This window comes from Pseudochrobactrum saccharolyticum (assembly GCF_008801715.1).
GTDB lineage: Bacteria > Pseudomonadota > Alphaproteobacteria > Rhizobiales > Rhizobiaceae > Pseudochrobactrum > Pseudochrobactrum saccharolyticum.
In genome coordinates, this window is the sequence record NZ_VZPG01000002.1 from 71,957 (window position 1) to 97,324 (window position 25,368).

General features: G+C 52.1%; 21 protein-coding genes. 12 read left to right on the forward strand and 9 right to left on the reverse strand.

The genetic code is table 11. The features are described 5' to 3' along the window. Positions 1–11: 11 nt before the first annotated feature. Both F7P81_RS06945 and F7P81_RS06950 read right to left on the reverse strand, forming a co-directional pair. A complete protein-coding gene (locus tag F7P81_RS06945) occupies positions 12–1,175 on the reverse strand; it encodes a beta-ketoacyl-ACP synthase (RefSeq protein WP_151159026.1) in 1,164 nt (387 codons plus the stop codon). 226 nt (positions 1,176–1,401) lie between these two features. Continuing rightward, positions 1,402–1,683 carry an acyl carrier protein gene (locus tag F7P81_RS06950; protein WP_022711508.1) on the reverse strand — a complete coding sequence of 94 codons (282 nt, stop codon included), beginning with the start codon at positions 1,681–1,683 and terminating at the stop codon, positions 1,402–1,404. A 370-nt stretch (positions 1,684–2,053) separates the two neighbouring features. On the opposite strand from F7P81_RS06950, the gene F7P81_RS06955 reads away from it, so the two are divergent. The 4 genes from F7P81_RS06955 (at position 2,054) to F7P81_RS06970 (ending at position 6,860) form a co-directional block, all read left to right on the forward strand. Continuing rightward, positions 2,054–3,010 (forward strand): AEC family transporter, encoded by a 957-nt coding sequence (locus F7P81_RS06955; protein ID WP_151159027.1) that lies wholly within the window; start codon positions 2,054–2,056, stop codon positions 3,008–3,010. Positions 3,011–3,125: 115 nt separating this feature from the next. Next, entirely contained in the window at positions 3,126–4,583 is a 1,458-nt protein-coding gene (locus F7P81_RS06960; protein ID WP_151159028.1) for an NAD-dependent succinate-semialdehyde dehydrogenase, read from the forward strand. A 343-nt stretch (positions 4,584–4,926) separates the two neighbouring features. Continuing rightward, positions 4,927–5,676 carry a DUF1045 domain-containing protein gene (locus F7P81_RS06965; protein WP_151159029.1) on the forward strand — a complete coding sequence of 250 codons (750 nt, stop codon included), beginning with the start codon at positions 4,927–4,929 and terminating at the stop codon, positions 5,674–5,676. Positions 5,677–5,699: 23 nt separating this feature from the next. Further along, positions 5,700–6,860, forward strand: a complete 1,161-nt coding sequence (locus tag F7P81_RS06970) for an alpha-D-ribose 1-methylphosphonate 5-triphosphate diphosphatase (protein ID WP_151159030.1) — start codon at positions 5,700–5,702, stop codon at positions 6,858–6,860. A 34-nt stretch (positions 6,861–6,894) separates the two neighbouring features. Here F7P81_RS06970 and dusA read toward each other — a convergent pair whose 3' ends face one another. Together dusA and F7P81_RS06980 are read right to left on the reverse strand one after the other, a co-directional pair. Beyond that, positions 6,895–7,935: a tRNA dihydrouridine(20/20a) synthase DusA gene (gene dusA / locus F7P81_RS06975; RefSeq protein ID WP_281348904.1), complete on the reverse strand. Its 1,041-nt coding sequence runs from the start codon at positions 7,933–7,935 to the stop codon at positions 6,895–6,897. An 87-nt stretch (positions 7,936–8,022) separates the two neighbouring features. Beyond that, positions 8,023–8,727, reverse strand: coding sequence for a TIGR02281 family clan AA aspartic protease (locus F7P81_RS06980; protein ID WP_151159031.1), 705 nt, complete (start codon positions 8,725–8,727; stop codon positions 8,023–8,025). A 180-nt stretch (positions 8,728–8,907) separates the two neighbouring features. Between F7P81_RS06980 and cobT the strand changes: the two genes are divergently transcribed. Beyond that, the gene (gene cobT / locus F7P81_RS06985) at positions 8,908–9,933 is read left to right on the forward strand and encodes a nicotinate-nucleotide--dimethylbenzimidazole phosphoribosyltransferase (RefSeq protein ID WP_151159032.1); all 1,026 of its coding nucleotides are present in this window, start codon (positions 8,908–8,910) and stop codon (positions 9,931–9,933) included. Positions 9,934–10,377: 444 nt separating this feature from the next. Here the strand turns inward: cobT and F7P81_RS06990 are convergent, their stop codons facing one another. The 3 genes from F7P81_RS06990 to F7P81_RS07000 form a co-directional block, all read right to left on the reverse strand. After that, the gene (locus F7P81_RS06990; RefSeq protein WP_022711499.1) at positions 10,378–10,857 is read right to left on the reverse strand and encodes an Lrp/AsnC family transcriptional regulator; all 480 of its coding nucleotides are present in this window, start codon (positions 10,855–10,857) and stop codon (positions 10,378–10,380) included. Between the two features lie 118 nt (positions 10,858–10,975). Next, positions 10,976–11,638: a uracil-DNA glycosylase family protein gene (locus tag F7P81_RS06995; protein ID WP_151159033.1), complete on the reverse strand. Its 663-nt coding sequence runs from the start codon at positions 11,636–11,638 to the stop codon at positions 10,976–10,978. Between the two features lie 133 nt (positions 11,639–11,771). After that, the gene (locus tag F7P81_RS07000; protein WP_246176088.1) at positions 11,772–12,278 is read right to left on the reverse strand and encodes a thermonuclease family protein; all 507 of its coding nucleotides are present in this window, start codon (positions 12,276–12,278) and stop codon (positions 11,772–11,774) included. A gap of 813 nt (positions 12,279–13,091) precedes the next feature. Between F7P81_RS07000 and F7P81_RS07005 the strand changes: the two genes are divergently transcribed. Then, positions 13,092–13,838, forward strand: a complete 747-nt coding sequence (locus F7P81_RS07005; protein ID WP_183956639.1) for a tetratricopeptide repeat protein — start codon at positions 13,092–13,094, stop codon at positions 13,836–13,838. 103 nt (positions 13,839–13,941) lie between these two features. On the opposite strand, the gene xth is transcribed toward F7P81_RS07005, so the two are convergent. Both xth and erpA read right to left on the reverse strand, forming a co-directional pair. Beyond that, positions 13,942–14,721, reverse strand: coding sequence for an exodeoxyribonuclease III (gene xth / locus F7P81_RS07010; protein ID WP_151159034.1), 780 nt, complete (start codon positions 14,719–14,721; stop codon positions 13,942–13,944). 80 nt (positions 14,722–14,801) lie between these two features. Next, positions 14,802–15,128: an iron-sulfur cluster insertion protein ErpA gene (erpA, locus tag F7P81_RS07015; RefSeq protein ID WP_075654866.1), complete on the reverse strand. Its 327-nt coding sequence runs from the start codon at positions 15,126–15,128 to the stop codon at positions 14,802–14,804. Positions 15,129–15,393: 265 nt separating this feature from the next. Between erpA and F7P81_RS07020 the strand changes: the two genes are divergently transcribed. The 6 genes from F7P81_RS07020 to scpB all read left to right on the forward strand — a co-directional run bounded on the left by F7P81_RS07020 (position 15,394) and on the right by scpB (position 25,094). Continuing rightward, positions 15,394–16,593, forward strand: a complete 1,200-nt coding sequence (locus F7P81_RS07020) for a deoxyguanosinetriphosphate triphosphohydrolase (protein ID WP_151159035.1) — start codon at positions 15,394–15,396, stop codon at positions 16,591–16,593. A gap of 128 nt (positions 16,594–16,721) precedes the next feature. Continuing rightward, complete coding sequence (gene argS / locus F7P81_RS07025; protein WP_075654867.1) at positions 16,722–18,479, forward strand: arginine--tRNA ligase; 1,758 nt, start codon at positions 16,722–16,724, stop codon at positions 18,477–18,479. 189 nt (positions 18,480–18,668) lie between these two features. Further along, complete coding sequence (locus F7P81_RS07030; protein WP_151159036.1) at positions 18,669–22,253, forward strand: SPOR domain-containing protein; 3,585 nt, start codon at positions 18,669–18,671, stop codon at positions 22,251–22,253. A gap of 132 nt (positions 22,254–22,385) precedes the next feature. Beyond that, on the forward strand, positions 22,386–23,408 hold the full coding sequence (nagZ, locus tag F7P81_RS07035) for a beta-N-acetylhexosaminidase (protein WP_281348905.1): 1,023 nt from the start codon (positions 22,386–22,388) through the stop codon (positions 23,406–23,408). 37 nt (positions 23,409–23,445) lie between these two features. Then, positions 23,446–24,348 (forward strand): segregation and condensation protein A, encoded by a 903-nt coding sequence (locus F7P81_RS07040; RefSeq protein ID WP_374828064.1) that lies wholly within the window; start codon positions 23,446–23,448, stop codon positions 24,346–24,348. Beyond that, a complete protein-coding gene (gene scpB, locus F7P81_RS07045) occupies positions 24,345–25,094 on the forward strand; it encodes an SMC-Scp complex subunit ScpB (protein ID WP_374828065.1) in 750 nt (249 codons plus the stop codon). The genes F7P81_RS07040 and scpB overlap by 4 nt, the downstream gene beginning before the upstream one ends. Positions 25,095–25,368 lie beyond the last annotated feature (274 nt).

A 25,368-nucleotide genomic window follows, 5' to 3' on the forward strand; every position in this document is an offset into this window, starting at 1 on the left:
GTGACCTCCGATCAGGCTTTTACAATAATGGCTGCACCTTCGGAGCGGGTGGCTCCGACGGTCAGTGCTGTGGCGCGGTCAAGCGCACCGCTGCGTGCTGTTTCATCACCGGAAAGCGGAGCAAAAGCTTCACCTTTCCAGACGCTGAGTGCGGCGAGTGCGAGTGCCAGCGGGAATTGTGCTTCACGCATATGGCCGAACAGGCCGGATACACCGCGATAGCTGGCAGATTTAGCGCTCAAAGCTGCTTTTTCTGCAGCTGTCGGCTGATGGGCGCCGGATGCGCCGGTCACAACAAAGCTGTTGTCTTCAATCAGCGCGGAAACAGCTGCGGTAAGGTCTTCCTTGCCGCGACGGATCTGACCGCTGGAAATGGATTCAATCTCACCATAGGCGCGTGCGCCACGGGCTTTGGCGTGTTCTGCTTCTTCGAGAACGAGGAAAATACCGCCGGAACCGGTGATCATACCGCCGCCCTGTGAACCTTCACGTGCCCAGACCGAAGCCCAGCCGTCGGACTTCAGGAAGCCGCCGAGTTCATGGCCGAGCAGCATGTCGAAATGTTCCGCATTGTAAGAACCGCCAACGAGCGCATGGGTGCTCTGGCCGGTGCGGATGCGGGCTGCTGCGGTTTCCACAGCGGAAATGCCGGAGCCTTCTTCACCCATGAAAGTGCGCGAAGAGCCGGTAACTTTATGAACAATTGAAATATTGCCGGCAAGCAGATTGGAAAGCTGCGCCAGAAACAGCGTCGGGCGCAGTTCTGTGGAGAGCTTTTCGTTGAGCATCAGACCCGGTTGGTTATTGCCGCGGCCTGCATCGAGAATTTGTGTGTCGACGCTGATATCACGTTCGCCGCCACCGGCGCTCACGATCATATCCATTGTGGAGCAAAGCGCTTCATTCTCTTTGATACCGGCATCCTGCAAGGCAAGACCTGCCGCATAGGTGCCGAGACGCTGCCATGTTTCCATCTGGCGCTGGTCGGAGCGCTTCGGAATTTGCTGAGACCAGTCAACTTCGCCCAACGGGTGAACTGTGTAAGGAGCGAAATTCTCTGTATCGAGCTTCGGCTGCGTCCCTGCTGATGTGAGGGCAGACCAATGGGCTTCCACGCCTTCACCCAGAGAGGTGATGAGGCCGATGCCGGTGATGAGAACTTTTTTGCTGTGCATGAGCTGCTCGCTTGATTTCCGGTCGTAACTTACCCGAAGGCAGGATCTTACAGTGGTATAATTATGACAGGGACAGATTTATCCCTGAAACATACTTATCAATGACAAAAGCCGCATCAAGCGGCGATCAATGTTTTGTGATTTACTCACATTTATATAAGCCACTGCCTGTAAAAAGACGCGCGGTATGGTTTGTTTTCCACACTGCGCGTCAATTTAACTTAAATTAGGCCTGTTTGGCAGCGACGAGTTCGTCGATTTTTGCGCAGAGATTCTTCAGAACGAAATATTCTTCAGTATCTGCTTTGCCTTCGTTCACTTCCTGAGTCCACTGTTCCAGAGGAATCTTGATGCCGAAAGCTTTATCAATTGCGAAAACGATGTCGAGGAAATCAAGGCTGTCGATGCCCAGATCGTCGATTGTATGGCTTTCAGGCGTAATGGAAGCGCGGTCAATTTCGCTGGTTTCAGCAATAATATCAGCTACTTTGTCAAATGTTGAGGACAATTTGAAAATCCTTGTATCAGGCCCGAACCAGCAGGCATCGTTGTTTAATCAGGGCGTGTCTAGCGTTTTTCGCTCAAAAGGGAAAGATATATTCCCCCTCTGAGTAAGACCCTGAGAATATGAAGATCTTCCGCTTGTGCCATTTTGCAACAGCGTGTCTGATAAGCGGGGATCAATTTACACATATTATATTCTGAAAACTGCTGTGCAATTTTCAGAATATGCCCTGACTGATCTTTCATATTGCGCAAATTTATGAAGAAATCAGCAAGAGTTTGGCGATTTACAAGAAATTTGTAAATCTGCGCAGGAATCAAGAATGCTTTAAAGCATAATTTCTTCGCGGCATTGCAGATAAGTATGGTGAAATATGGGTCTCGCGGCCACAATTACAATTATCTTCAGCATTATTATGCTTGGCTACCTATTTGCGAGGCTGAAGATATTGAGCGATACGACCGGAGACGGTCTTGCTGATTTCGTATTTGTCGTCTCTACGCCGCTGTTGCTTTTCCGTACAATGATGACCGCTGATTTTCAGTCGAGTAATCCTTGGGAATTGTGGCTGGTCTATTTTACCGGTGTCGTGGTTGCATGGACTGCCGCGCATTGCGGAATCCGTTTCATGTTCGGCCGTGACCGGCGGGCAGGCGTCGTGGCCGGTGTGACCGGCGCTTTTTCCAATCTGGTTTTTCTCGGTATGCCGTTGATGCTCGGCGTTTACGGCGAGGCGGGGCTGGTGATTATTTCGCTGATTATCAGCATTCATATGCCTCTGATGATGGCCGCATCGCTGATGCTGAATGAATGGGCTTTGCGCAAAGACGGCATCATCAGCGGTGAAACCAGCCGTTATGACACGGCGGTTAAATTTATCACGTCTCTGCTGCGCAATCCGCTGGTTATCGGCATTCTCGCCGGATGGCTGGTACGCCTTTCGGGCTTTTCCATTCCGCAATTGCCGATGCAGCTGATTTCGATGCTGGCTGATGTATCGGGGCCTTTGGCGCTGTTTGCCATGGGGATGGGGCTGAAGAAATTCGGCATTTCCGGCAATGTGATTGCCGCCGGTGTGAATGCTTCTTTCAAACTGATGCTGATGCCTGCTGTGGTTTTCGCTATGGCATGGCTGGTCGGGCTGCCGCCTTTGACGGCCAAGGTGGCAATTACCGCTGCGGCGCTGCCATCGGGCGTTAACTCCTATCTGATTGCCACGCGATTCGGCGTCGGGCAGGGACTGTCATCAACCTCGATGGTGCTGGCGACGGCCGCATCTGCCGTTACGCTGGCAATGTGGATCGGTCTGGCACAGGCGGTTTGGGGGTGAGGCGGTTTTTCGCGCTGATCCCTTGACATTATCCGCGCCAAAGCCCTTGATCTGAGCGGGAAACAAGCATGCGATTTTGAGGGTAATTGCATGTATTGTCGTGAGGAGAGAAGTTATGAATGCGAATACCAGCCGGTTTATCAAACAGGCTAATCTGATCGGCGGCCAGTGGGTGGCTGCAGATAGCGGTGCAACGATCGATGTTATGAATCCGGCGACCGGCAAGGCGATCGGCACAATCCCGAAATCCGGTAAGGCAGAGACTGCGCGCGCGATTGAAGCCGCTGCACAAGCTTTTAAAAGCTGGCGCAAAACCACAGCCAATGAGCGCTCGCAGAAAATGCGTAAATTGCATGATCTGATTTTGGCCAATCAGGATGCGCTGGCTGAAATTCTGACCATGGAGCAGGGCAAGTCGTTCACGGAAGCCAAAGGTGAGGTAGCAAGCTCTGCCGCCTATATTCTGTGGTATGCGGAAGAAGCGCGGCGTGTTTATGGTGATGTGGTGCCGTCCCCTTGGGCGGACCGCCGTATTATGGTGACCAAAGAGCCGGTGGGCGTTGTCGCGGCGATTACACCGTGGAATTTTCCGTCTTCCATGCTGGCACGCAAGATCGGCCCTGCTTTGGCAACGGGCTGTACAGTCGTGGTGAAACCGGCAACGCAAACACCTTATTCCGGTCTGGCATGGGGCGTGCTGTGTGAAGAAGCAGGTATTCCGGCGGGGGTAGTCAATATTCTCACTGGTTCTGCCAGCGAAATCGGCGGCGAACTGACCCGTAATCCGCAGGTTGCCAAACTGACCTTCACCGGCTCGACTGAAATTGGCAAGCTGCTGATGAAGCAGACAGCAGGCACTGTCAAAAAAGTCTCGATGGAACTGGGTGGCAATGCGCCGTTTATCGTATTTGATGATGCTGATCTGGATCGCGCGGTTGCCGGTGCGATTGCCGCCAAGTTCCGCAATTCCGGCCAGACCTGTGTTTGTACCAACAGGTTCTTCGTACAATCCAAAATCTACAGCCGCTTTGTTGAAAAATTCACAGAAGCTGTGGAGCAGCTTAAAGTCGGCAATGGTATGGATTCCGGTACCCAGCAGGGGCCGTTGATTGATATGAATGCAGTCGAAAAAGTTGAAGAATTTATTGCTGATGCGACCAAAAAAGGCGGCCGCATTGTCACCGGTGGTAAGCGCCACGCACTGGGCGGCAGCTATTTCGAGCCGACTGTGATTGCCGATGCCAAACCGCGTATGCGTTTCACCAAGGAAGAAATTTTCGGCCCTGTTGCACCGGTCTATAAATTCAAATCCGAAGAAGATGTAATCGAACAGGCCAATAATACCGAATACGGCCTTGCCTGCTATTTCTATACGCAGGATCTCGGCCGCGCCTTCCGTGTGATGGAAGGGCTGAAATATGGTCTCGTCGGCGTCAATGAAGGACTGATCTCAACCGTTGAGGCACCGTTCGGTGGTCTGAAAGAGTCCGGCCTTGGCAAAGAAGGCGGACATCAGGGAATCGAAGACTATCTCGACACCAAATATGTCTGCATCGGCGGATTAGGTCTGTAAGCCTGAGCATATTTTAAATCGCCGGATGGCATATGGATATCAATGCCATCCGTTTCAGGCTGAGATTTTTGGCAGTTATCGGAAATCTTTTCTGACCTATTTTACCAATGTGATTGCCGGATTGACCAAAAGACGCTTAACTCTGTTGATTCAAAACGTCTTTTTGTAAAAACCTGTCCGGTGTTTTTCAGTTTTTTGGGTATTGAGACGTTTTTTCAGCATCTTGTCATAATAGGTGCGGACTGTGATTGTATAGAGCCCGCATCATCAGGCCACTTATGGCAAAGCATAGTATGACATCGTCTGACATGCCGGTTCGTAAACCTGTGAAAAAGGGATTTTTATGCGATACGGAATATATTTCACACCCTCTGCTCATGATCCGTTGCTGCGGGTGGCTGCAAACTGGCTTGGCCGCAATGCCTTTAATGGTATGGTTGTGCGCACGCCGGTGATTGGTTCCGTCAGCCCTGATGAGGTCAGTGCTCTGACTGAAGAGCCGCGCCGCTACGGTTTTCATGCGACGCTGAAAGCACCGTTTCGCCTGCATGATGATTATGAAGAACATCAGCTTCTCTCTGCGATGATGCATTTTGCCTCCAGCTATCAGGCTGTGCAGCTGCCTAAGCTCAAAGTTTCGCAGATCGGACCTTTCTTTGCGCTGGTCGTGTCCGAGCCTTGTGCGGAACTTCAGCAGCTGGCCAATGATGTGGTGGTGCATTTTGAGCGCTTTCGTGCGCCGTTGAATGCGCAGGAACTGGCCAAGCGCAAGCCCGAGAAAATGGATGCGATCCACCGTGCCAATCTCGACCAGTGGGGCTATCCTTATGTGTTCGAGCAGTTCCGCTTTCATATGACCCTGACCGGCGCAGTGCCGGAGGAAAAACAGGCGCATGTGCGTAATGTGCTGGAAGAGTTTTTCGCGCCCGTGCTGAATGAACCGGTCAAGATCACCAATCTGGCTCTGTTTACCGAGGCAGAATCAGGTGTACCATTCGAAGTGCACTCGCTTCACCCGCTGACGGGTAAGCCGGTTGCTGCACAGAATACGGTTTCAGTGGAATTACAGCTGGAAAAAGCCGCGGCTGAATAGTCCTATAAAATTTAAGAGAAGATATGTCCGCTCCAAACCAAAGTAAATCTGCAGAAACAATCCTGACCAATGCACGGATCGTGCTGCCTGATGAAATCATCAGGGGCACGGTTGTCATGCGCGACGGAAAGATTGCTGCGATTGATAATACAATCTCGGCATCGGGTAAGGATATGCATGGGGATTATCTGATCCCCGGACTGGTGGAGCTGCATACGGATCATCTCGAAGGCCATTATGCACCACGACCGAAAGTGCGCTGGAACCCGCTGGCGGCTATTCAGGCACATGATGCGCAGATCGCCGCCTCCGGTATTACCACGGTTTTTGATGCGCTGCGTGTCGGCCATGACGGCGAATGCGAAGTCGTGATTGATGACATGCTGTTGCTGGCAGATGCATTGCAGGCTGCACAAAGCAAAGGCCGTTTGCGCGCAGAACATTATCTGCATTTGCGCTGCGAAGTTTCGTCCAATGATTGTATCAGTGCGTTTGAGCAGCTGCGTGGCGCATCGGGTGTGCGTCTTGCATCCCTGATGGATCACGCACCGGGGCAGCGGCAGTTTCCGGATATGGAATCTTACCGCATCTATTTCATGCGCAAGAACAAAGTCAGCGAAGACGATTATCAGGTCTATTGTGACCGCCGTGTCGGTGAATCACAGCGCAACTCCGCGAAAAACCGTGCGCTGATTGCTGATTATTGCCATGCCAACGGCATTATGCTGGCAAGCCATGATGATGCGACGCAAGCCCATGTCGATGAGTCCGTGGCTCATGGTGTGGCGGTTGCCGAGTTCCCGACAACGGTTGAAGCCGCCGCCGCATCGCACTCCAACGGCATTGGCGTGATGATGGGCGGGCCGAATGTTGTGCGCGGTGGTTCCCATTCCGGCAATGTCTCTGCTCTGGAACTGGCCGAAAAAGGCTATCTGGATATTATCTCGTCGGATTATATCCCTTTCAGCATGTTGCAGGGTGCTTTCAATCTTGCTCATGTGGTGGAGCATATTGATCTGCCGCAGGCCATCCGCATGGTCAGCACCAATCCGGCAAAAGCTGTAGGTATGACAGATCGCGGCTCAATCGCTGAAGGTTTGCGTGCCGATCTCGTACGCGTACATGCCATTGACGATGTGCCCGTGGTGCGCTCAGTCTGGCGAGAATCCAAAAGAGTAAGCTGATCTGCAGCGCTCTTCGATCCTTGGGACGCGTGAATTATTCCGCCGCCTGTTCCGCACGGGCGACGTTGTTTTCTTCCACCTCGGCAGCGGTTTCGCACATCACCTGATAGGCTTTGCGGATGATCTTGCTGTCCGCATCATTGCGTGTGGCATCCGTCGAGAGAATTTGCCGCCAGCGGCGCGAACCCGCCTGACCCTGAAACAGCCCGACCATATGGCGGCTGATATGCGCAAGACGGCCGCCATCCGCAATATGCCGGTCAGCATAATCGCACATCACATCCAGCACATCTTCCATCGAAAGAGGTGTGGTTTCATCGCCATAAACAAGGCGATCCACATCACGCAGCACCATCGGTGTGTGATAAGCCGTTCGACCCATCATCACACCGTCTGTATGCTGCAAATGGGTTGTGGTGTCATCAAGGCTGGTAATTCCGCCATTAATGCCGACAAAATGCTGCGGATAATCCTGTTTCAGCCGGTAGACGCGGTCATAATCCAGCGGCGGGATATCGCGGTTTTCTTTAGGCGATAGCCCCTGCAACCACGCTTTACGCGCATGGACCCATAGCGCATCTGCGCCTTCCGCAATCACCATGCGGCTAAGGTCTGAGAGTGCGGCTTCCTGATCCTGATCGTCTACGCCGATACGGCATTTCACCGTTACCGGAATTTTCACGGCCTGTTTCATGGCCGCAACGCAGTCTGCCACCAGTTGCGGTGTCAGCATCAGGCAGGCACCGAAAGCGCCCGATTGCACGCGGTCTGACGGGCAGCCGACATTGAGATTGATCTCATCATAGCCGAAAGATTCGCCGATTTTGGCGGCCTCGGCAAGTTTCACCGGATCAGAGCCGCCAAGTTGCAGAGCGACAGGATGTTCCTGTTCCGAGAAGCCGAGCAGGCGGTCACGTTTGCCATGGATGGCAGCATCAGCCACCACCATTTCCGTATAGAGCAAAGTATGTCGCGTGAGCAGACGGTGCATAAAACGGCAATGCCTGTCCGTCCAGTCGAGCATAGGCGCGATGGAAAAGGTTTTGGCGGCATAGAGTTTTTCTGGTCTGGTCACAATGATCTTCTTTACGGCGTCTTCTCTGCGGATGTTTCTGCGCGGACATAATGGTTAAAGACCGGCCTGTCCAGCTTGACGGCTTTTTCAGTCGGTCAGGATCAGCTGATCGCGCTGCACAGTATAGGCACTCAGGCTGTTCATGAAATTCATACCCAGCAGGCTACCGCTGAGCTGGCCTTCCTGTGAAACCAGTGCGCGCAGGTTCTGGCGGGTGATATTGCCGATGCGGATTTCCTGCAACCGTACCGATGCAGCCATAGTGCGGCCATTGGCTGTGCTGACAGGATTCGTATAGCTGAGACTGCTGACATCAATACCGACTTTTTCAGCATCAGCCTGTGTCAGCACGATTGTGGAGGCACCGGTATCGATCATGAAGCGCACGCGCTGGTCGTTCACCAGTGCATTGACTTCAAAATGACCGTTGGATGACTGACCGATACTGACAGTTTCAGCACCATCAATGCTATTTCCGCTGATTGCATTGCCCGGTATCAGCCCAGCGGTGACGCGATTGGCAATATTGGTCAGTTCATACTGATATTGATAGCCGGTGACGAGGCCGAGAATAATTACCGCCCAGATCGCAATATTGCGCATCATATGATTGAGCGGAATACCGGAACCCAGCAAACCGGCAGCCACGACAATGCCGAAAATGCTCATATAGGCCGCATCGGCAAAATCATCATTGGCAAGGCCGAGTGTTGTGCCGCTCTCGTCATTGACGATCAGAACGAGCAGGAGAATGGCAATTGCTGCGATAACCAGCCAGAATAAACGGTTCATGAAGTCATTGTTCCTGAGACTGTCGGATGATCCTGCCGAAGCAGGGCATGTCTTTATATGGAGGCTTTGGCCTGCGGGCACAATAATTTCATTTTTCTGCACTTTGAAAAACTGTGAGCAGGGCGTATAGCAGGCGCAGATGAATTTCCCCCACTACGGCTAAAAGACGGATTTGATAACGTGAGTACCAGCGGACTGCCATTTGATGATTTTCGTGAACTTATCAGCCAGCTTCCGGAAGCGAGCGAATTCGCTGGCGAAGCGGTGCGTGAACGTGAAGCGCGTTTGAGCAAACCTGTCGGCTCACTCGGGCGTCTGGAAGAGATCGCGGAATGGCTGGCTGCATGGAGCGGTAAAGCCAAGCCGCAGATCATGCGTCCTCTGGTGGCAATTTTTGCCGGTAATCATGGTGTGCTGGCGCAGGGTGTAAGCTCGCAGCCGCAATCGCTGACTATGGATATGGTCAATAATTTTGCTGCCGGCGGCGCTGCCATCAACCAGATTTGCATCGCCAATGATCTGGGGCTGAAGGTTTTTGATCTGGCGCTGGAGCATCCGACTGAAGATATTACCGTGACAGCGGCGATGGATGAGCGCACTTGCGCTGCAACCATGGCTTTTGGCATGGAAGCAATTGCCGGTGGTACGGATCTGCTGTGCATCGGTGAAATGGGCGTTGGCAATACAACCATTGCTGCGGCGATTTCTCTGGCGCTGTTTGGCGGTCAGGCTGAGGACTGGGTGTCACTGGCAGCCGGTGAAGATGCAAGTGTGTTGCCTGCAAAAATTGCTGCGGTGAAAAAAGCTGTTGCTCTCAATGAAGGTAATCTGCGTGATCCGCTGGAAGTGCTGCGCCGTCTGGGTGGCCGTGAACTGGCTGCGATCACCGGTGCAATTCTGGCCGCGCGTGCCGAGAAAATTCCGGTGCTGATTGACGGTTATGTCGCCAGTGCCGCCGCAGCAATTCTGCTGGCGATGAATGGTGATGCGCTGGATCATTGCCTGTTCTCCCACGTGTCTTCCGAGCAGGGGCATCGCTTGTTGCTGGAGAAAATGGGTAAGACACCATTGCTTGATCTGAATATCAGCCTTGGTTCCGGTACAGGTGCTGCACTGGCAGCCGGTCTGGTGAAAACCGCTGCTCAATGTCATGTCTCTATGGCAACTGCTGAAGATGCCGGTATGAACGGCCGCAGCATTTCGTAATTCGAAACACAGTCTCAGAAATAAAAAAATCCGGCCGTGTGAGCGCGCCGGATTTTTTGCAACTTTGAGGCGGTGCTTTTTCGGTAATTTTTTATTGGGATTCAAAAATAATTTGCCAAAACTGCAATTAATTGCGGTTGTGCGCAGCCTGTCAGTTTTTAAGATAGATGCGTATTGGAGTATGAGGGTTTTAAGAGCAGGCGACAATTTTACTCAAAGTAATATTTGCTGAGAAGTCAGCCGAAGGATGTATTTACGCTGGTATATCCGCTGCGTTTTTTACAATTTATATTGGCCGGTATTTCATGTCGCCTGTAGCAAAAGTGGCACTATCCTTGCCGTGGGATAGTGCCATTTTTTGTGGAGCCGGGCATTTCCTTTTGGAATTGTAATACGGGAAATGCTCTGTCTGTTTCTATGTTGCTTCACCGTTTGGGGATGGGTTTAGTTACCGTCTTTATCAAGCACCATATAATCCAGCGGCAGTTCTGTCGTATATTTGATCTGCTCCATCGCAAAAGATGAAGAAACATTACGGATCTCGATTTTGCTGATCAGGCGCTTGTAGAAAGCGTCATAGGCGGCAATGTCCGGCACGACAACGCGCAGCAGATAATCGATATCGCCGCTCATGCGGTAGAATTCCACCACTTCCGGAAATTCCTGCACGACTTCAGCAAAACGCTTCAGCCATTCATGGCTGTGAGAGCTGGTGCGCACCGAAACAAAGACTGTGACACGCGCATTGATCTTGACCGGATCAAGCACAGCGACGCGGCGCTTGATAATGCCGTCTTCTTCCAGTTTCTGAATACGGCGCCAGCACGGAGTGGTGGACAGGCCAACTTTTTTGGCAATATCTGCTACTGCCAGCGTTGCATCTTCCTGCAACAGACGGAGAATTTTTCTGTCAAGTCTGTCCATTTTGCCTCACATTAAGCGCCGAATTGTATAATTTTGAAACTATATACCTTATGGATGAGCGCGCGATTAAACGCGAAGAATATAATACTATCAAATTGCATTAAGTTAGAAATTATTTTTATCTCGGCAGTAAAGGCCGGATTTTTTGACGAAGCACCGGCAAAAGCTCGTTTTCAAACCACGGATTACGTTTCAGCCAGCCGCTGTTTCGCCATGACGGATGCGGCAGCGGCAGCACGGCAGGGCCGTCATTCTGATTGCTCTCGATAAAGCGCCGCCAGTTTTTCACAGTTGCGGTCATATTGAGCGGTTTTTGCTGTGCCTGTAAATATTCGCGATAACTCGGATTACGCCCCAGATGATATGTCTGCGCATGGCTGCCAATGGCAATAATCAGCTCGATTTGCGGCATGAGATCAAACAGCCGGTCATGCCATGTCAGGCGACATTCACGGCGCGGGGGCTGGTCGCCGCCATGTTTGTCATAGCCCGGAAAGCAGAAACCCATGGGAATGATCGCAAAGCGCTCTGCGTCATAAAACTCTTCCGGCGTCACATCGAGCCATTGGCGCAACCGCACACCGGAGGGGTCGTTAAACGGAATGCCGGTATTATGCACACGGATACCCGGTGCCTGACCGCATATGGCAATTCTGGCTGTCGGGGAGGAGATGCATACCGGCCTTGGCTCATGATCCAGCGGGCGTGGACCAAGCGGCTGGTCGCGGCAAATTCTGCAGTCATTGATCTGATTTTGCAGCGTCTGCAATGCCGTTGCCATATTACTGATTGCTCCGGTTGCGCTCATTCTAGAGCGTGTCGCACTTAAGTGTATTCATGTCACTCGCTCTAGAGTCTTTGTTTGGTCGCATTATCACAGCCGTCAAGTTGGTCCAACTTGACTGTGAAATGCTCTAGCGCGACTGATTTTCCCGCCGCCATTTGCCGGGGCGCTCAAATTCCCCCGCCCATAATCCGCGTTTATTCTTGCGTGCCTGTGCTTCCTCACGCTGATAGAGGCCATAGGAAACTGCCCAGCCTTGCTCGACCATCGTGCGGTTGAGATCCGTCTCTCCGGCCTTGCAGAAGGCAAGGATACGATCATACTGATCGCGTCCGTCCGCTGTGCAGGTAACAGTCTGATTGCCGATCAGGCGGCGTAATTCCGCAGTCGCATTGCGCCCGCAGCTATAATCTTTATCGTCTATACTGCAATTCTGTTGGGTTTCCGGCGTATCCATGCCTTTCAGCCTTATGCGCTGCCCCTGTATGGCAATTGTATCACCATCGTAAATATGCAGACTGCCGCCGCGACCGCTCAGTTGCGCAGGCAGGGCTTCATTCTTGTCTGCACGAACAGGCTGACGCTGCTGATTGCTGCCGGAAACAGTTTCTGCCCATTGCGGCATAAAAGACTGCATCAAAGCATATATGCCCAGCAACAGTAGTGCAGTCACAATCCCTGACCGGCGAAGGAAGGAATAGGGTTTGCGATAGTGCCTGCGATTGCTGCGGCGCTGCGGCTGTCGTCTGTAAGGTTGAGGTCTGCGCCCCGAAGCAGATGGTTTCATAAGGCGGACTATAAGGCGCTGTTGTCTGAAGAAAAGAGGATTATCGCAAGCACGGCTGAAATCGTATCTGCATCTCTGCTGACACACAGAGAATCGATTCTGGACAGCGATTCTTCAGAAAATCCTGCTTCTCTATAAAACCAAGATTTATAATCACTTGCTTAACTATATTTCGCAACGGGATGACAACTATGACGCTCTGAAACCGGATTGTTTCGTGGTTTTGAGGGGGCAATTTTATATATCAGCGTAAATTTGTGTTGTTTTGGTAACAGTATTTACCTTTCAGCCGCGCTAAGGTTCACGGAGACGAACTTGGCCTATTTCCCGCCATAAATGCGGAGCACCGATAGGAGGCAGGCAAAGTTTAGTCCTGACAAAATGTGAAACAATCTTTGCCCTTCATTGAGGTCGGTAATTGCAGAATTATAGTTTTTCTCAAAAAAATCCGCAGGTTAGCGTGCAGTCTTGCATGATGACTTCAGGTGCGGGCTCTGCTGAAGGAAATCTGTTTAGCCGACTTTATTCACAGGTCGCAATCTTGCCTGAAAAAATGGCTAGTTTTTCTCATCTTGTTAACTTGTCCTTTACCAAAGTTATTTTGGCAAACGATAATGAAAGAATGCTGTCGTGATCGGGTCGTTTAAGAAAATCGCGTATTCTGTGTGTGGAGCCGGTGTTGCACTCTATCTGGTGTGCAGCAGCGCGTTTGCCTTTGATATTCCGGACAATGCGGACAAGAAGAGCAATCCGTTTGAGGTTTTCAAATTCGGGGTATCCGCCTTTAAGAACGGCCATAAGGATGAAGCGCTGAAAGCTCTGCGCTATGCGGCAGATCAGGGACATCCGGGCGCGAACTGGAAACTGGCGAGCATGTATGCTCAGGGTGACGGTGTTCCGGAAAACGATTACGAAGCCTATAAAATTTTTGAAAAAATCGTCCATGAAGGCGCAGAGCCGGGTTCGCAGAACGAATCTTATGTGGCCGGTGCACTGGTGCAGATGGCGCGCTATCTCAAGCGCGGTATTCCCGGCACCCCTGTGAATTCCAATCCTGATATGGCCCGTGATCTCTATGTGCAGGCCGCATCCAATTTTGGCGACTCCACAGCCCAATATGAGCTTGGCGCTATGCTGCTCAAAGGTGACGGGGTAGAGAAGAACAAAACGCAGGCTGCACGATGGTTTCAGCTGGCTGCCAGAAAAGGCAATGCCAATGCGCAGGCTATGCTCGGCAATATGCTGTTTCAGGCCGGTAAGACTGTTCGCGGCCTTGCGATGCTGACGGCTGCTTTTGAGCGTTGTTCGGATCAGGATTGCGAATGGATCCGTGCGATGCAGGAACAGGCGTTTTCGGTTGCCGGTGAGGCTGACCGCCGTAATGCGATTGCACTCGTCGGCCAGCACTAGTACTTGTTTGTTTTACTCTGAGTAGAAATAGTTGTGCAGGCACCGCAACTTAGCAAAATGATTCAGTTTGCGGTGCTATGGTCTTGAAATTATTTAATAATTTTCAGTAGCTAAGCTGAATAACAACCGGCACATGGTCAGATGGTTTATCCCATGCGCGTGTGTGTTTCTCGATTTCCGCACCATCCAGCAGATTGGCAGCTTCCGGCGATAGCATCAGATGGTCAATGCGGATACCGTTATTTTTCTGCCATGCACCGGCCTGATAATCCCAGAATGAGAACATCTGTTCATCGCTGACATTGCGGATCGCATCATAAAAACCGAGATTTTCCAGACGACGGAATGCCTGTTTGCTCTGCGGCAGGAACAGCGCGTCATTCACCCAGTTTTCCGGATGTTTGGCATCAATCGGCTGCGGGATGATATTATAGTCACCGGCGAGCACCAGCGGTTCTTCCAGTTCCAGACGGGTTTTCGCCCAGTCTTCCAGACGCTGCATCCAGCCGAGCTTGTAAGGGTATTTTTCCGTATCCACCGGATTGCCATTTGGCAGATAGAGCGAAACGACACGGATCACACCTTTTTCAGTGGTGAATACGGCTTCGATAAAACGCGCCTGTTCGTCACTGTCATCACCTGGCAACCCGCGATTGACTTCAACCGGTGAGACCTTCGAGAGAATGGCAACGCCGTTAAAGCCTTTCTGACCGTGGGTTTCCACGTGATAGCCAAGGGCTTCAATTTCCAGTCGCGGGAACAGATCGTCTACGGATTTTATTTCCTGAAGGCAGGCGACATCAGGCTGGCATTCCTGCAACCAGTGCAGCAGATTTTCGATACGTGCTTTGACACCGTTAATGTTCCATGTGGCAATTTTCAAAGACGTATCCCCGTATTGAGTTTTATAAAAAAATCTGCCGCATTTCAGATCATGCGGCAGCTATTCATGGCAGAAACCGGTCAGATTGCGAAACTGACACCGCAGCCGCAGGATGATGTGACATTCGGATTGTTGATCTGGAAGGACTGTCCCATCAGATCGTCAATGAAATCAATAACTGAACCGTCAATATAAGGCACGGAAATGCTGTCGATCAGCACTTTGGCACCGTCTTTTTCAATAATCAGATCATCATCATTGGTATCGCTGACAAGATCGAATTTGTAGGAAAAGCCTGAGCAACCGCCGCCCTCAACGGAAATACGCAGGGCTGATTTGTCGGCTTGCTTTTGCAGAATTTTGACAATGCGTTTGGCCGCCGCATCGGATACGGAAATGTCCGTCATAATAGTCACCTTAAAATCATGGGCGGTTCAAGTTCCGCACAGGATATATGTTGATAGGACTATAATATAGGTCAGAGGCGCAGAGGGCGCAATCTCCTGTCACACGTCATTTGCCCTAAAGTTTTATACTGCGCTGCATATCAAACCTGTTATTTTGCACTGCAATCATGATAATGCAGCAGAGTGCAATTGTTGCGAAAGGCCTGATGTGCTTTGCGCAAGCTTGCGGATTTTGGTTGATGAAACACAAATCATAACAGGAAGAATGATGGACAGTATTGGTTTCGGCTATCGTGAACGTGCTCCTTATGCATGCGACCCTGCGCAAACGCGCGGACGCCTGGTGCATGAGACCGAGAGCCGAACACGCACGCCTTATCAGCGTGACCGCGACCGTATTATCCACTCAACTGCTTTCCGACGATTAAAGCACAAGACACAGGTGTTTATCGCCCATGAAGGCGACCATTACCGCACAAGGCTGACCCACACGATTGAGGTGGCGCAGATCGCCCGTGCTTTGGCGCGTGCATTGCGGCTGGATGAAGATCTGGCTGAAGCCGTGGCGCTGGTGCATGATTTCGGCCATACGCCATTTGGCCATACGGGCGAAGATGCTCTGAATGAGAAAATGGCAGACTATGGCGGCTTCGATCATAATGCGCAGTCGCTGCGCATCGTGACCTTGCTGGAAAAACGCTATGCGGAATTTGACGGGCTCAACCTGTCATGGGAAACGCTGGAAGGTCTGGTCAAACATAACGGCCCGCTGACCGGTCCTTATTCGGATGGGGAGCCGGTTCCGGGTTCGATCCTCAAATATAATGAGCGTTTTGATCTGGAGCTTTCCGGCTTTGCCAGTCTTGAAGCGCAATGTGCGGCCATTGCCGATGACATTGCCTATAATGCCCATGATATTGATGATGGTTTGCGTTCCGGTCTGCTCACGCTCGAGCAACTGGAAGAAGTGCCGCTGACCCGCGATATTCTGCAGGAAGTGCAGCGCCTCTATCCGAAGCTCGATCCGGTGCGTCGTGGCCATGAACTGATGCGCCGGCAGATTACCCGTATGGTTGAAGATGTGATTGCGCATGCGCAGGATCAGATCAAAAAATTCAATCCGCAGAGTGTGGATGATGTGCGTGCGGCCAGTGAGATGATGGTCGGCTTTTCGCCGGATATGGCGATTGCCGAGAAAACCTTGAAGAAGTTTCTCTACCGGAATCTCTATTTCAACGCGCAGGTCGTGCCGATCCGCAAAAATGCCGATCAGGTCGTGAAAGACCTGTTCGATGCTTATATGACGGCGCCGGATGCGATGCCTGCCGACTGGCGGGCAGGGATTGCCGGTAACGAGACTTCGGCCTTTGCGCGCCAGATTGCGGATTTCCTTGCAGGCATGACTGATAATTATGCCGTGCGTGAACACCGACGATTGTTTGACCATACGCCCGACTTGGCTTAAACGGGCTGCAAAACTGCCATTTCTGACTGTGTGATTTGCGAGGCGCTGAGCTTCCCCATTGCATGACGTTCAATTGATTGAATGTGAATTGCGGCTTGCTCCGCATTTATGTTCCGACAGGACAGATTATGAATATCTTTGCTGATTTCGACGTTAAAATTAAAAAGACACTGCAAGATCTTGGTTTGAAAGACAAAGACGGTGGTGAACTGGATGTTTCCCGTGTTGGTGTTGAGCCGCCGCGTGATGCTACACATGGTGATATTTCCACCAATGCGGCCATGGTGCTCTCCAAGGCGGTTGGCAGCAATCCGCGTGAACTGGCAGCCAAAATTGCTGAAGCGCTGAAAGGCGATGCGGATGTTGCATCCGTTGATGTGGCGGGCCCGGGCTTTATCAATCTGCGTCTGAATGATGATTACTGGCAGCGTCAGCTGGGCGTTATGCTGGCAGAAGGCACCGATTACGGCCGTTCGAAAATGGGCGGTATGCGCAAGGTCAATGTGGAATATGTTTCCGCTAACCCGACCGGTCCGATGCATGTCGGCCATTGCCGTGGCGCGGTTGTCGGCGATGTGCTGGCCAATCTGCTGAAATTTGCCGGTTATGACGTAACCAAAGAATATTACATCAATGATGCCGGTGCGCAGATTGATGTTGTCGCCAAATCCGTGATGCTGCGTTACCGTGAAGCACTGGGCGAAGATATTGGCGAAATTCCTGCCGGTCTTTATCCGGGCGATTATCTGGTGCCGCTTGGTCAGGCACTGGCCAAGGAATTTGGCTCGTCGCTGCTGGAAAAGCCGGAAGAAGAAGTTCTGCCACTGGTAAAAGACCGTGCGATTGATGCCATGATGGCGCTGATCCGTGATGATCTGGCCTCCCTCAATGTGCATCATGACCTGTTCTTCTCCGAGCGCAGCCTGCATGCCGATCATGCCAAGCTGATCCGCACCGCGATCAATGATCTGACGCTCAAAGGCCATGTCTATAAAGGCAAGCTGCCGCCGCCAAAAGGCCAGCTGCCGGACGATTGGGAAGATCGTGAGCAGACATTGCTGCGTTCAACTGAAGTCGGCGATGATATGGATCGTGCGCTGGTTAAGTCTGACGGCAGTTTCACTTACTTTGCTGCGGATGTTGCCTATTTCAAAAACAAGTTTGATCGCGGCTTTGAGGAAATGATCTATGTCCTCGGTGCTGATCATGGCGGCTATATCAAGCGTCTGGAAGCGGTGGCGAAAGCTGTTGCTGAAGGTAAGGCTGAGTTGACAGTACTGATTTGCCAGATGGTCAAGCTGTTCCGTGATGGCGAGCCGGTGCGTATGTCCAAGCGTTCAGGCCAGTTTATTACGCTGCGCGATGTAGTGGATGAAGTTGGTTCCGATGCTGTGCGTTTCATGATGCTTTACCGCAAGAATGACGCGTCGCTGGACTTTGACTTTGCCAAGGTCACCGAACAGTCCAAAGACAATCCGGTATTCTATGTGCAATATGCATCTGCGCGTGCGAACTCGGTTTTCCGTCAGGCGAAAGAGCAGCTTGGTCTGGAAAAAATCGAGCGTGAAGAGGCGGCAAAACACCTGTCTCTGCTCACCGATGAGAGCGAAGTGGCGCTGGTGCGTAAGCTCGCGGAATATCCGCGTCTGATTGAGACTGCGGCCATTCATCAGGAGCCGCACAGGCTCGCATTTTACCTCTATGACCTAGCAAGTGCGTTCCATTCTCAGTGGAATCGTGGCTCGGACAACCCGGACTTACGTTTTATTAAGGTTAACGATACAAACTTGTCACTTGCCAGGTTAGGGCTGGTGCAGGTTGTTTCTGATGTCTTGGTATCCGGATTGTCGATTATCGGCGCGGATGCTCCGACAGAAATGCGCTGAATAGAGTGAGGGCGGTTTAAGTTACCGCCTCTGATATTCAGGTAAAGACCGGCACGAAAGGCGCATTTGCTGCGTTTTCGTGCCGTTTTTGCAGGAAACTACTGTCAAGTTTTGCCCACATTGCCTTGCTATATTAGCAATGATTAGGGAGACGTCGGCGGGCGCTCCAGTTGAAATTAGGAAAACGCCATGACTGACAGTAGCGTGACGGGCCGCAATCAGAATCACAGTGATATTCGCGACGAATCGGCGCGGGATAATGATCCGCTGTTTGAATTGTCGCGCATTTTTGGCTTTGATGAACCGGCAGAACAAAAAAATATGCAGAATGCGCAGGCTGAACCGGAAATGTCTTCCGAGATGAGCCTTGAGCGGGAACTGATGGCAGATTTTGATGCTGAATTCGCGGCGGACTTCGCTGCTGAACCGGCACAGCCAGCCAGCAATTTCCAGCCGCAGGATGAAGCGTTCAGCCCTGTTCAGCAGACAGCTGCTGAGAGCCGCTCCTACCAGCAGGCTGTCGAGCCGCGCTTTACCGGCTATGCGCCGTTGCAGCGTGCCTATGCAGAAGAAAAAGCACCGGAACAATCCCAGCCTGCTTTTCAGCAGGATATTCCGCAATATTATGCGGAAGAACAGGATTATACAGCTGCGGAACCGCAGAATGCTTATTATGAGGCCTATTCCGATCTGCCTCAGGATGCAGCATTTTCAGAGCCTGTGCAGGCTGCGAATGAAGATTATTTCTCTTCGCTGGAAAATGAGCTGAGCCAGAGTTTTGAACCGGAAACCGCCCCGCAGGTTGCTGCTGAACCGTATTATCAGGAGAACCAGTATGCCCAGCCTTATCAGGCGGGCTATGGTTCCCATGCGCCTGAATATTCGGAAGTTGCGGCCAATGTTTCGCAAGAGCAGGCCGCTCAGGATTTTGATCTGCCTGAACTGAATGCAGATGATTTCGATTTTTCTGATATCGGCCGTGAGCCGCAACAGGAATTTGTTGCCCAGAGCTATGACAATGTTTTTGCGGAAAACGAGGCTTACCGCCCTGTGAATGCAGCACAGCAGTCTGATACCAGCTTTGAGGATGAGCTTTCATTCCTGCTGCAGGATGAAGCACCTGCTGCGGCACCGGCTCAGACGGATAATTATGCTTATCAGGCACCGTTTGAAGCAACACCTGAAGCAACGGCCTATGCTGATCCGGTCGCGGCTTATGAGGATGAAGTTGTTCCGCTAACCGATATCGAGCCATTGTTTGATGCGCCGTCCATTGAGGTTGCCCCTGCTGTTGCCGATTTCGACGGTCAGGAGCCGGTTGCGGATCATCATGCCCATGCAGATATGCAGGGCGAGGATGATTATACGCAGGCTGCACCGGTGCAGAATTACGATCAGATTGATGATGAGTTCTTTGCAGCTCCCGATCTGAGCCGCTTGCCAAACCGCACAGCCAGCGCCCAGACCAATTGGGAAGAGGACAGTGCTGATACAGCTGAAGCTCCGGCAGCCAGTTCCTTCGCGGATCTGTTCGGTGCCAGATCACAGTCTGATTACGCGGAAGAAACAACCGAAACCTATGAGCCGGAACAGGCTGTCGCTTTTGAAGAAGATCAGCAGACTGAAAACTTCAACTTCGGCGATGATTTCTACGAAGCAGAAGAAAATGCGCCCGTTGCAGAACAGGCCATAGAGCAGCCTTATGTACCGGAGTCGGAGGCTCCATTGACGTATAATGAGCCTGTGGCTCCATTGGCGTATAATGAGCCTGTGGCTCCGTTGGCGCATAATGCAGTGCGCGGTTATTCTTCCTACACATTCGGTGCGGCGACACCGGCAGCTGCGGCTGCAACCACATCTGCTGCAAGCACAGCAGAACGCTCCGTCAGCAGCTTTGCGGATACGATTGCAGCTATTCCGTCTGCCTATGCTTCGCAGCCTGTGCGTGATGCCGCTCCTGCTGCAGCTTCCTACGAAGAACCGGCTTATGAAGAACCGGCTGCGGCGGATAATTTCTTCAGCAATGATGATTTCGATTTCTCATTTGATGAAGACCTGCAGCCTGCCGATGATTTCGCCGTTGCAGAAGCATCGGAAGAGCTGCCGCTTGATCTTGATTTGAATGATGAACCGGAGATTCCGGCCTATCAGCCTGCTCAGAGTGCAGCCTCCAAGCCGTTTGTACCGGCACCGGAAATTGAATCCGTTGTTGTGTCGGAAAACAAGGTTGAGCAGACACAGGCGCTTGATCTGCCTGAGGTCAGCTATGGCGATGATGTTAAAGAAACGGGGCTGAACAGTCTCGAATCAGAGTTTGCAGAAATTTTCAGCACGATCAGTGTGAATGAAGCTGCCGCACCGGATACAACCAGTGAGGCGGACAAGGCTTTCGAAAATATCCTGCAGGATAATTTCGCAGACTATCATACGGCCGTTAAAGCCGAGCCGGAAGAAACCGATTCAACAGGTGCAGGTTTCGGCACTATTGTCGGTGCTGCAGCTGGTCTTGCCGGTGCAGCCGTAGCGGGTGCAGCATTGCGTGGTTCTTCCGTGCAGAGCGGTGCAGGCCAGACAGGCAATGCCACGCAGGATGATTATTACAATCACTGGGCGGCTCAGGGTGCGCAGAATAATGATTTCGACACCTATAATCTGTCCGAGAATTTTGCCCGTGATGAGGATGACTATACGGAAGCCCGTCCGCGTGAAGAGAACCCGTTGCGTAAACCTATCCTCTGGGCATCGGTCGCTGCAGCAGCTCTGATCGTTCTGGGCGGCGGTTACTATATGCTCAAATCCGGCGGTGTTGTCGGCGGCGAACCTGCAGTTCTGCGGGCTGACAGCCAGCCAGTTAAAGTCCAGCCGGAAAATCCGGGCGGTATGGTTGTACCAAATCAGGACAAGGCTGTTTACGATCAGGTTTCCGGTACCAAACCTGCTGCGCCTGAACAGAAGACCCTTATCAATACGGAAGAAGAGCCGGTTGATGTCGGCCTGTTGCAGGGTGCAGATGCGGAAGAAGACCGTTTGCTGTCGGATGAACCGGAAAGCACCAATAGTGCGACGCCTCCTGCTGCCAATAATCCGGCACAAGAGGCTGAGCGTGAGTTGGTAACACCACGCACGGTGAAAACCATGGTTGTGCGTGCTGACGGCACAATCGTACCGAGTGAAGCACCGGCGGCCACTGCGCCTGCAAATAATAATGCAGCTGCAACCGATAATGGTCTTGATGAGGCATCCCGCCTGATCAGCCAGAGCGCTGTTCCTGAACGTCTGGGTACTGATGCACCGGCACCTTCTGCACAGAGTGCAGCAGCACCGCGTGTTGTACAGACACAGACTTTCACCGCTTCCGGTGAACAGGTCAAGCCGCGTGAAGTGACAACAGCTCCGGTTGTGCCATCCCGTCCTGCCGAGCAGCCGGTTAATGTTGTAGGCAATGTGGAGCGTCCTGCACAAAATACTGCGCCACAGCAGGTTGCCAGCGCCACTGCGCCTGCAGCCAATGTTTCGGCCAATGTTCCTGCGGGTACATGGTTCATTCAGATCGCTTCGCAGCCGAGTGCAGAACTGGCACAGAAGAGCTATGCCAATATGAGCTCGCGTTACGGTAATGTTATCGGTGGTCGTGGTGTTGATATCAAAAGAGCGGATATTGCCGGTAAGGGTACTTATTACCGTGTCCGTATTCCGGGTGGCACCAAGGCTGAAGCCGCAGCGCTCTGCGAGCGCCTGAAATCTGCCGGTGGCAGCTGCTTCCCGACACTCTGATCTGAAATTATGTAAAACAAACATGAAATGCGCTGTGTATCTTTAAAATACGCAGCGCATTTTCTCTTTATGGGTTATGCAGAGAGCATTATCTGATTTGTCATATTCCAATAGGCGAGGAGCATTGCCGCAATGACATTTAAAGCCATGATTACCGGTTTCGAAGGTACAATGCTGACCGAAGCCGAGCAGGAATTGTTCCGTCGTGTGCGTCCGTGGGGCTTTATTCTGTTTGCCCGCAATGTGGAAAGTCTGGAGCAGTTGCGCGCATTGACCGCGCAAATCCGCGATGTGACCGGACGAGATGAGACACTGATCTTTATCGATCAGGAAGGCGGACGTGTGCAGCGTCTGCGCCCGCCGCTGGTGCCGAATTATCCGTCAGCGTCGCAGATCGGTGCACTTTATGAACAGGATGAAGAAAAAGGCATGCGCGCCGCCTGGCTGCTCGGCCGTCTTCATGCTTTTGATCTGATGGGCGTTGGCATCAATGCCAATTGTCTGCCGGTGCTGGATGTGCCGGTTGAAGGCTCTCATGAGGTGATCGGTTCGCGCGCTTATTCCTATGATCCGGAAACTGTTGCGGTATTGGGCAATGCGGTTGCTGAAGGACTGATGGCCGGTGGTGTGCTGCCGGTGATGAAGCATATGCCGGGGCATGGCCGTGCATTTGCCGACAGCCATAAGGAATTGCCGAGCGTTGATGCGCCTTTGAGCGAACTCTGCGCCCGTGATTTTGTACCATTCTGCCAGCTGGACGATCTGCCGGCCGCTATGACTGCGCATATTGTTTACAAGGCGCTTGATCCGGAACGCCCTGCAACGCTGTCGCCGGTGGTTATCAATTGTGTGATCCGTGATATGCTGGATTATGACGGCTTGCTGATGAGCGACGATATTTCCATGAAGGCGCTGTCCGGTAATCTGGATGATATTGCCCGTGAGATTATCGCTGCCGGTTGTGATGTGGTGCTGCATTGCAGCGGCGTGCTGGAAGAAACCATAGCCGTTGCCGCTGCTATTCCTGATCTGAAAGATGAGAGTCTGCGCCGTGCGGAACTGGCTGAAGTCTTTGCAGGCGAAGCGGATCTGAGCAATGAGGCAGCGATCCGTGCGGAATTTAACGCTTTATTCCCAGAGGTCGCTGTTGCCTGATAGTCGGGCAGAACTTCAATAAATAACAGGCCGGATGATGAGTACCGAAACCGCAAAGACGGATAATCTTCAGACACCAAAGGCCGATGTGCCTATGGATGATCTGTGGCAGTCGGAAACGGCACTCATTATTCCGCCGGATAGTGCCGAAGATCTGACCCTGCATGTGGATGTGCAGGGTTTTGAAGGACCGATGGATTTGCTGCTGCATCTGGCACGCAATCAGAAGGTTGATCTGACACAGATTTCCGTGCTGGCACTTGCCGAGCAATATCTGAAATTCATTGAGCTGGCACGCGACCGTAAGCTGGAACTGGCGGCGGACTATCTGGTGATGGCGGCATGGCTGGCCTATCTCAAATCGCGTTTGCTGATCCCCAAGGTCAAAGATGAGGATGGCGAGACCGGCGAACAGCTGGCTTCTGTTTTGCAATTCCGGTTGAAACGGCTTGAAGCTATGCGTGATGCGGCGGGCAAGCTGGTCAATCGTGACCGGCTGGGGCGCGATGTATTTGCCCGTGGTATGCCGGAAACGGTGCTGGTGGAAAAGACCAGCCTTTACAGCGCTTCGCTTTATGATCTGCTCACGGCTTATGCTTCACAGCGTCAGAGGCAGGCGGTTTCCCATGTACAGATTGCCAAGCGCACAGTCTGGTCGCTGAAAGAGGCGCGGGTGCTGCTGGTGCGCATGGTAGGTGAATTGCAGGACTGGGTGGCGCTGGATGCGTTTCTGCTGGATTATATTGCGCGACCGGAAGACCGTGCGAGTGCGATTGCCAGTTCCTTTGCCGCCAGTCTTGAATTGGTGCGTGAAGGGCGGATGGAATTACGCCAGAATGCAGCTTTCGAACCGATTTTTGTACGCGCTGCCGAACGCAAGCCGGTGAGCAGTGTGTCCGATGATCTGAAGACGGATCGCGAAGATAAGGATGAAGCGTGAGCGAGACTGAAATTTTGACAGCTGCTGAGGCTAAAATGCCGATCATATCTTCAGATGATGCCAATCCGTCCGTGCCGTCACGCGAGGCGCTGGGTGATGTGGTGCGTATGGTTGAGGCGATTATTTTCGCATCTTCCGAGCCGGTGACGGAGAAAATGCTGTCGGAGCGACTGCCGCTGGATGTGGAACTGTTGCCGGTGCTGAAAGTGCTGCAAAGTGAGTATCGTCTGCGCGGTGTCAATCTGGTCAAAGCCGGTGACGGCTGGGCCTTTCGCACAGCATCGGATTTAAGCTTTCTGATGAGCCGCGATCTGGTCAAACAGAAGAAACTGTCGCGTGCGGCGCTCGAAGTGCTGGCAATTATTGCTTATCATCAGCCGGTAACCCGTGCGGAGATGGAAGATATTCGCGGCGTGGAAACCTCAAAAGGCACATTGGATGTGCTGATGGAGACCGGCTGGGTGAAACTGCGCGGCCGCAGACGCACACCGGGGCGTCCGGTGACCTATGGCACGACAGACAGTTTTCTGGATCATTTCGGTCTGGCAGAGATTCGCGATCTGCCGGGTATGGATGAATTGCGCGGGGCAGGGCTGCTCTCCGCACGTCTGCCTTCGAATTTCTCTGTGCCGGTGCCGAGTGTGCGGCCGGATGAGTTGCTGGCGGATGAAGACCCGCTGACTGCCGGTGATATTGAAGAGCTAGGTCTTTTCATGCCGAAGGTCGAGGATGAACAAGATAAATAGTCCCTTTTCGCTGCTGTTACTGTTAAAATTGTCATAATTCTGTGCTTGTTAACTTTTAAGCAGCGGCGGGGTTGCAGCCATTTCAAACAGCGGCACGTTACCGGACAGGGGCTTCAGCGGGGTTCTGCCGGATAAATGTTTTTTATTTTTGTAACTATGCTGTAGAACAAAGAGAAATTTCACCGGTTCTGTTTGAACAATGCTGTGATTGCGCTTAAATAGAGACTGAATTTGGATAATCCTGCTCCGGTATGAATATGCCGCGAGAGCATTT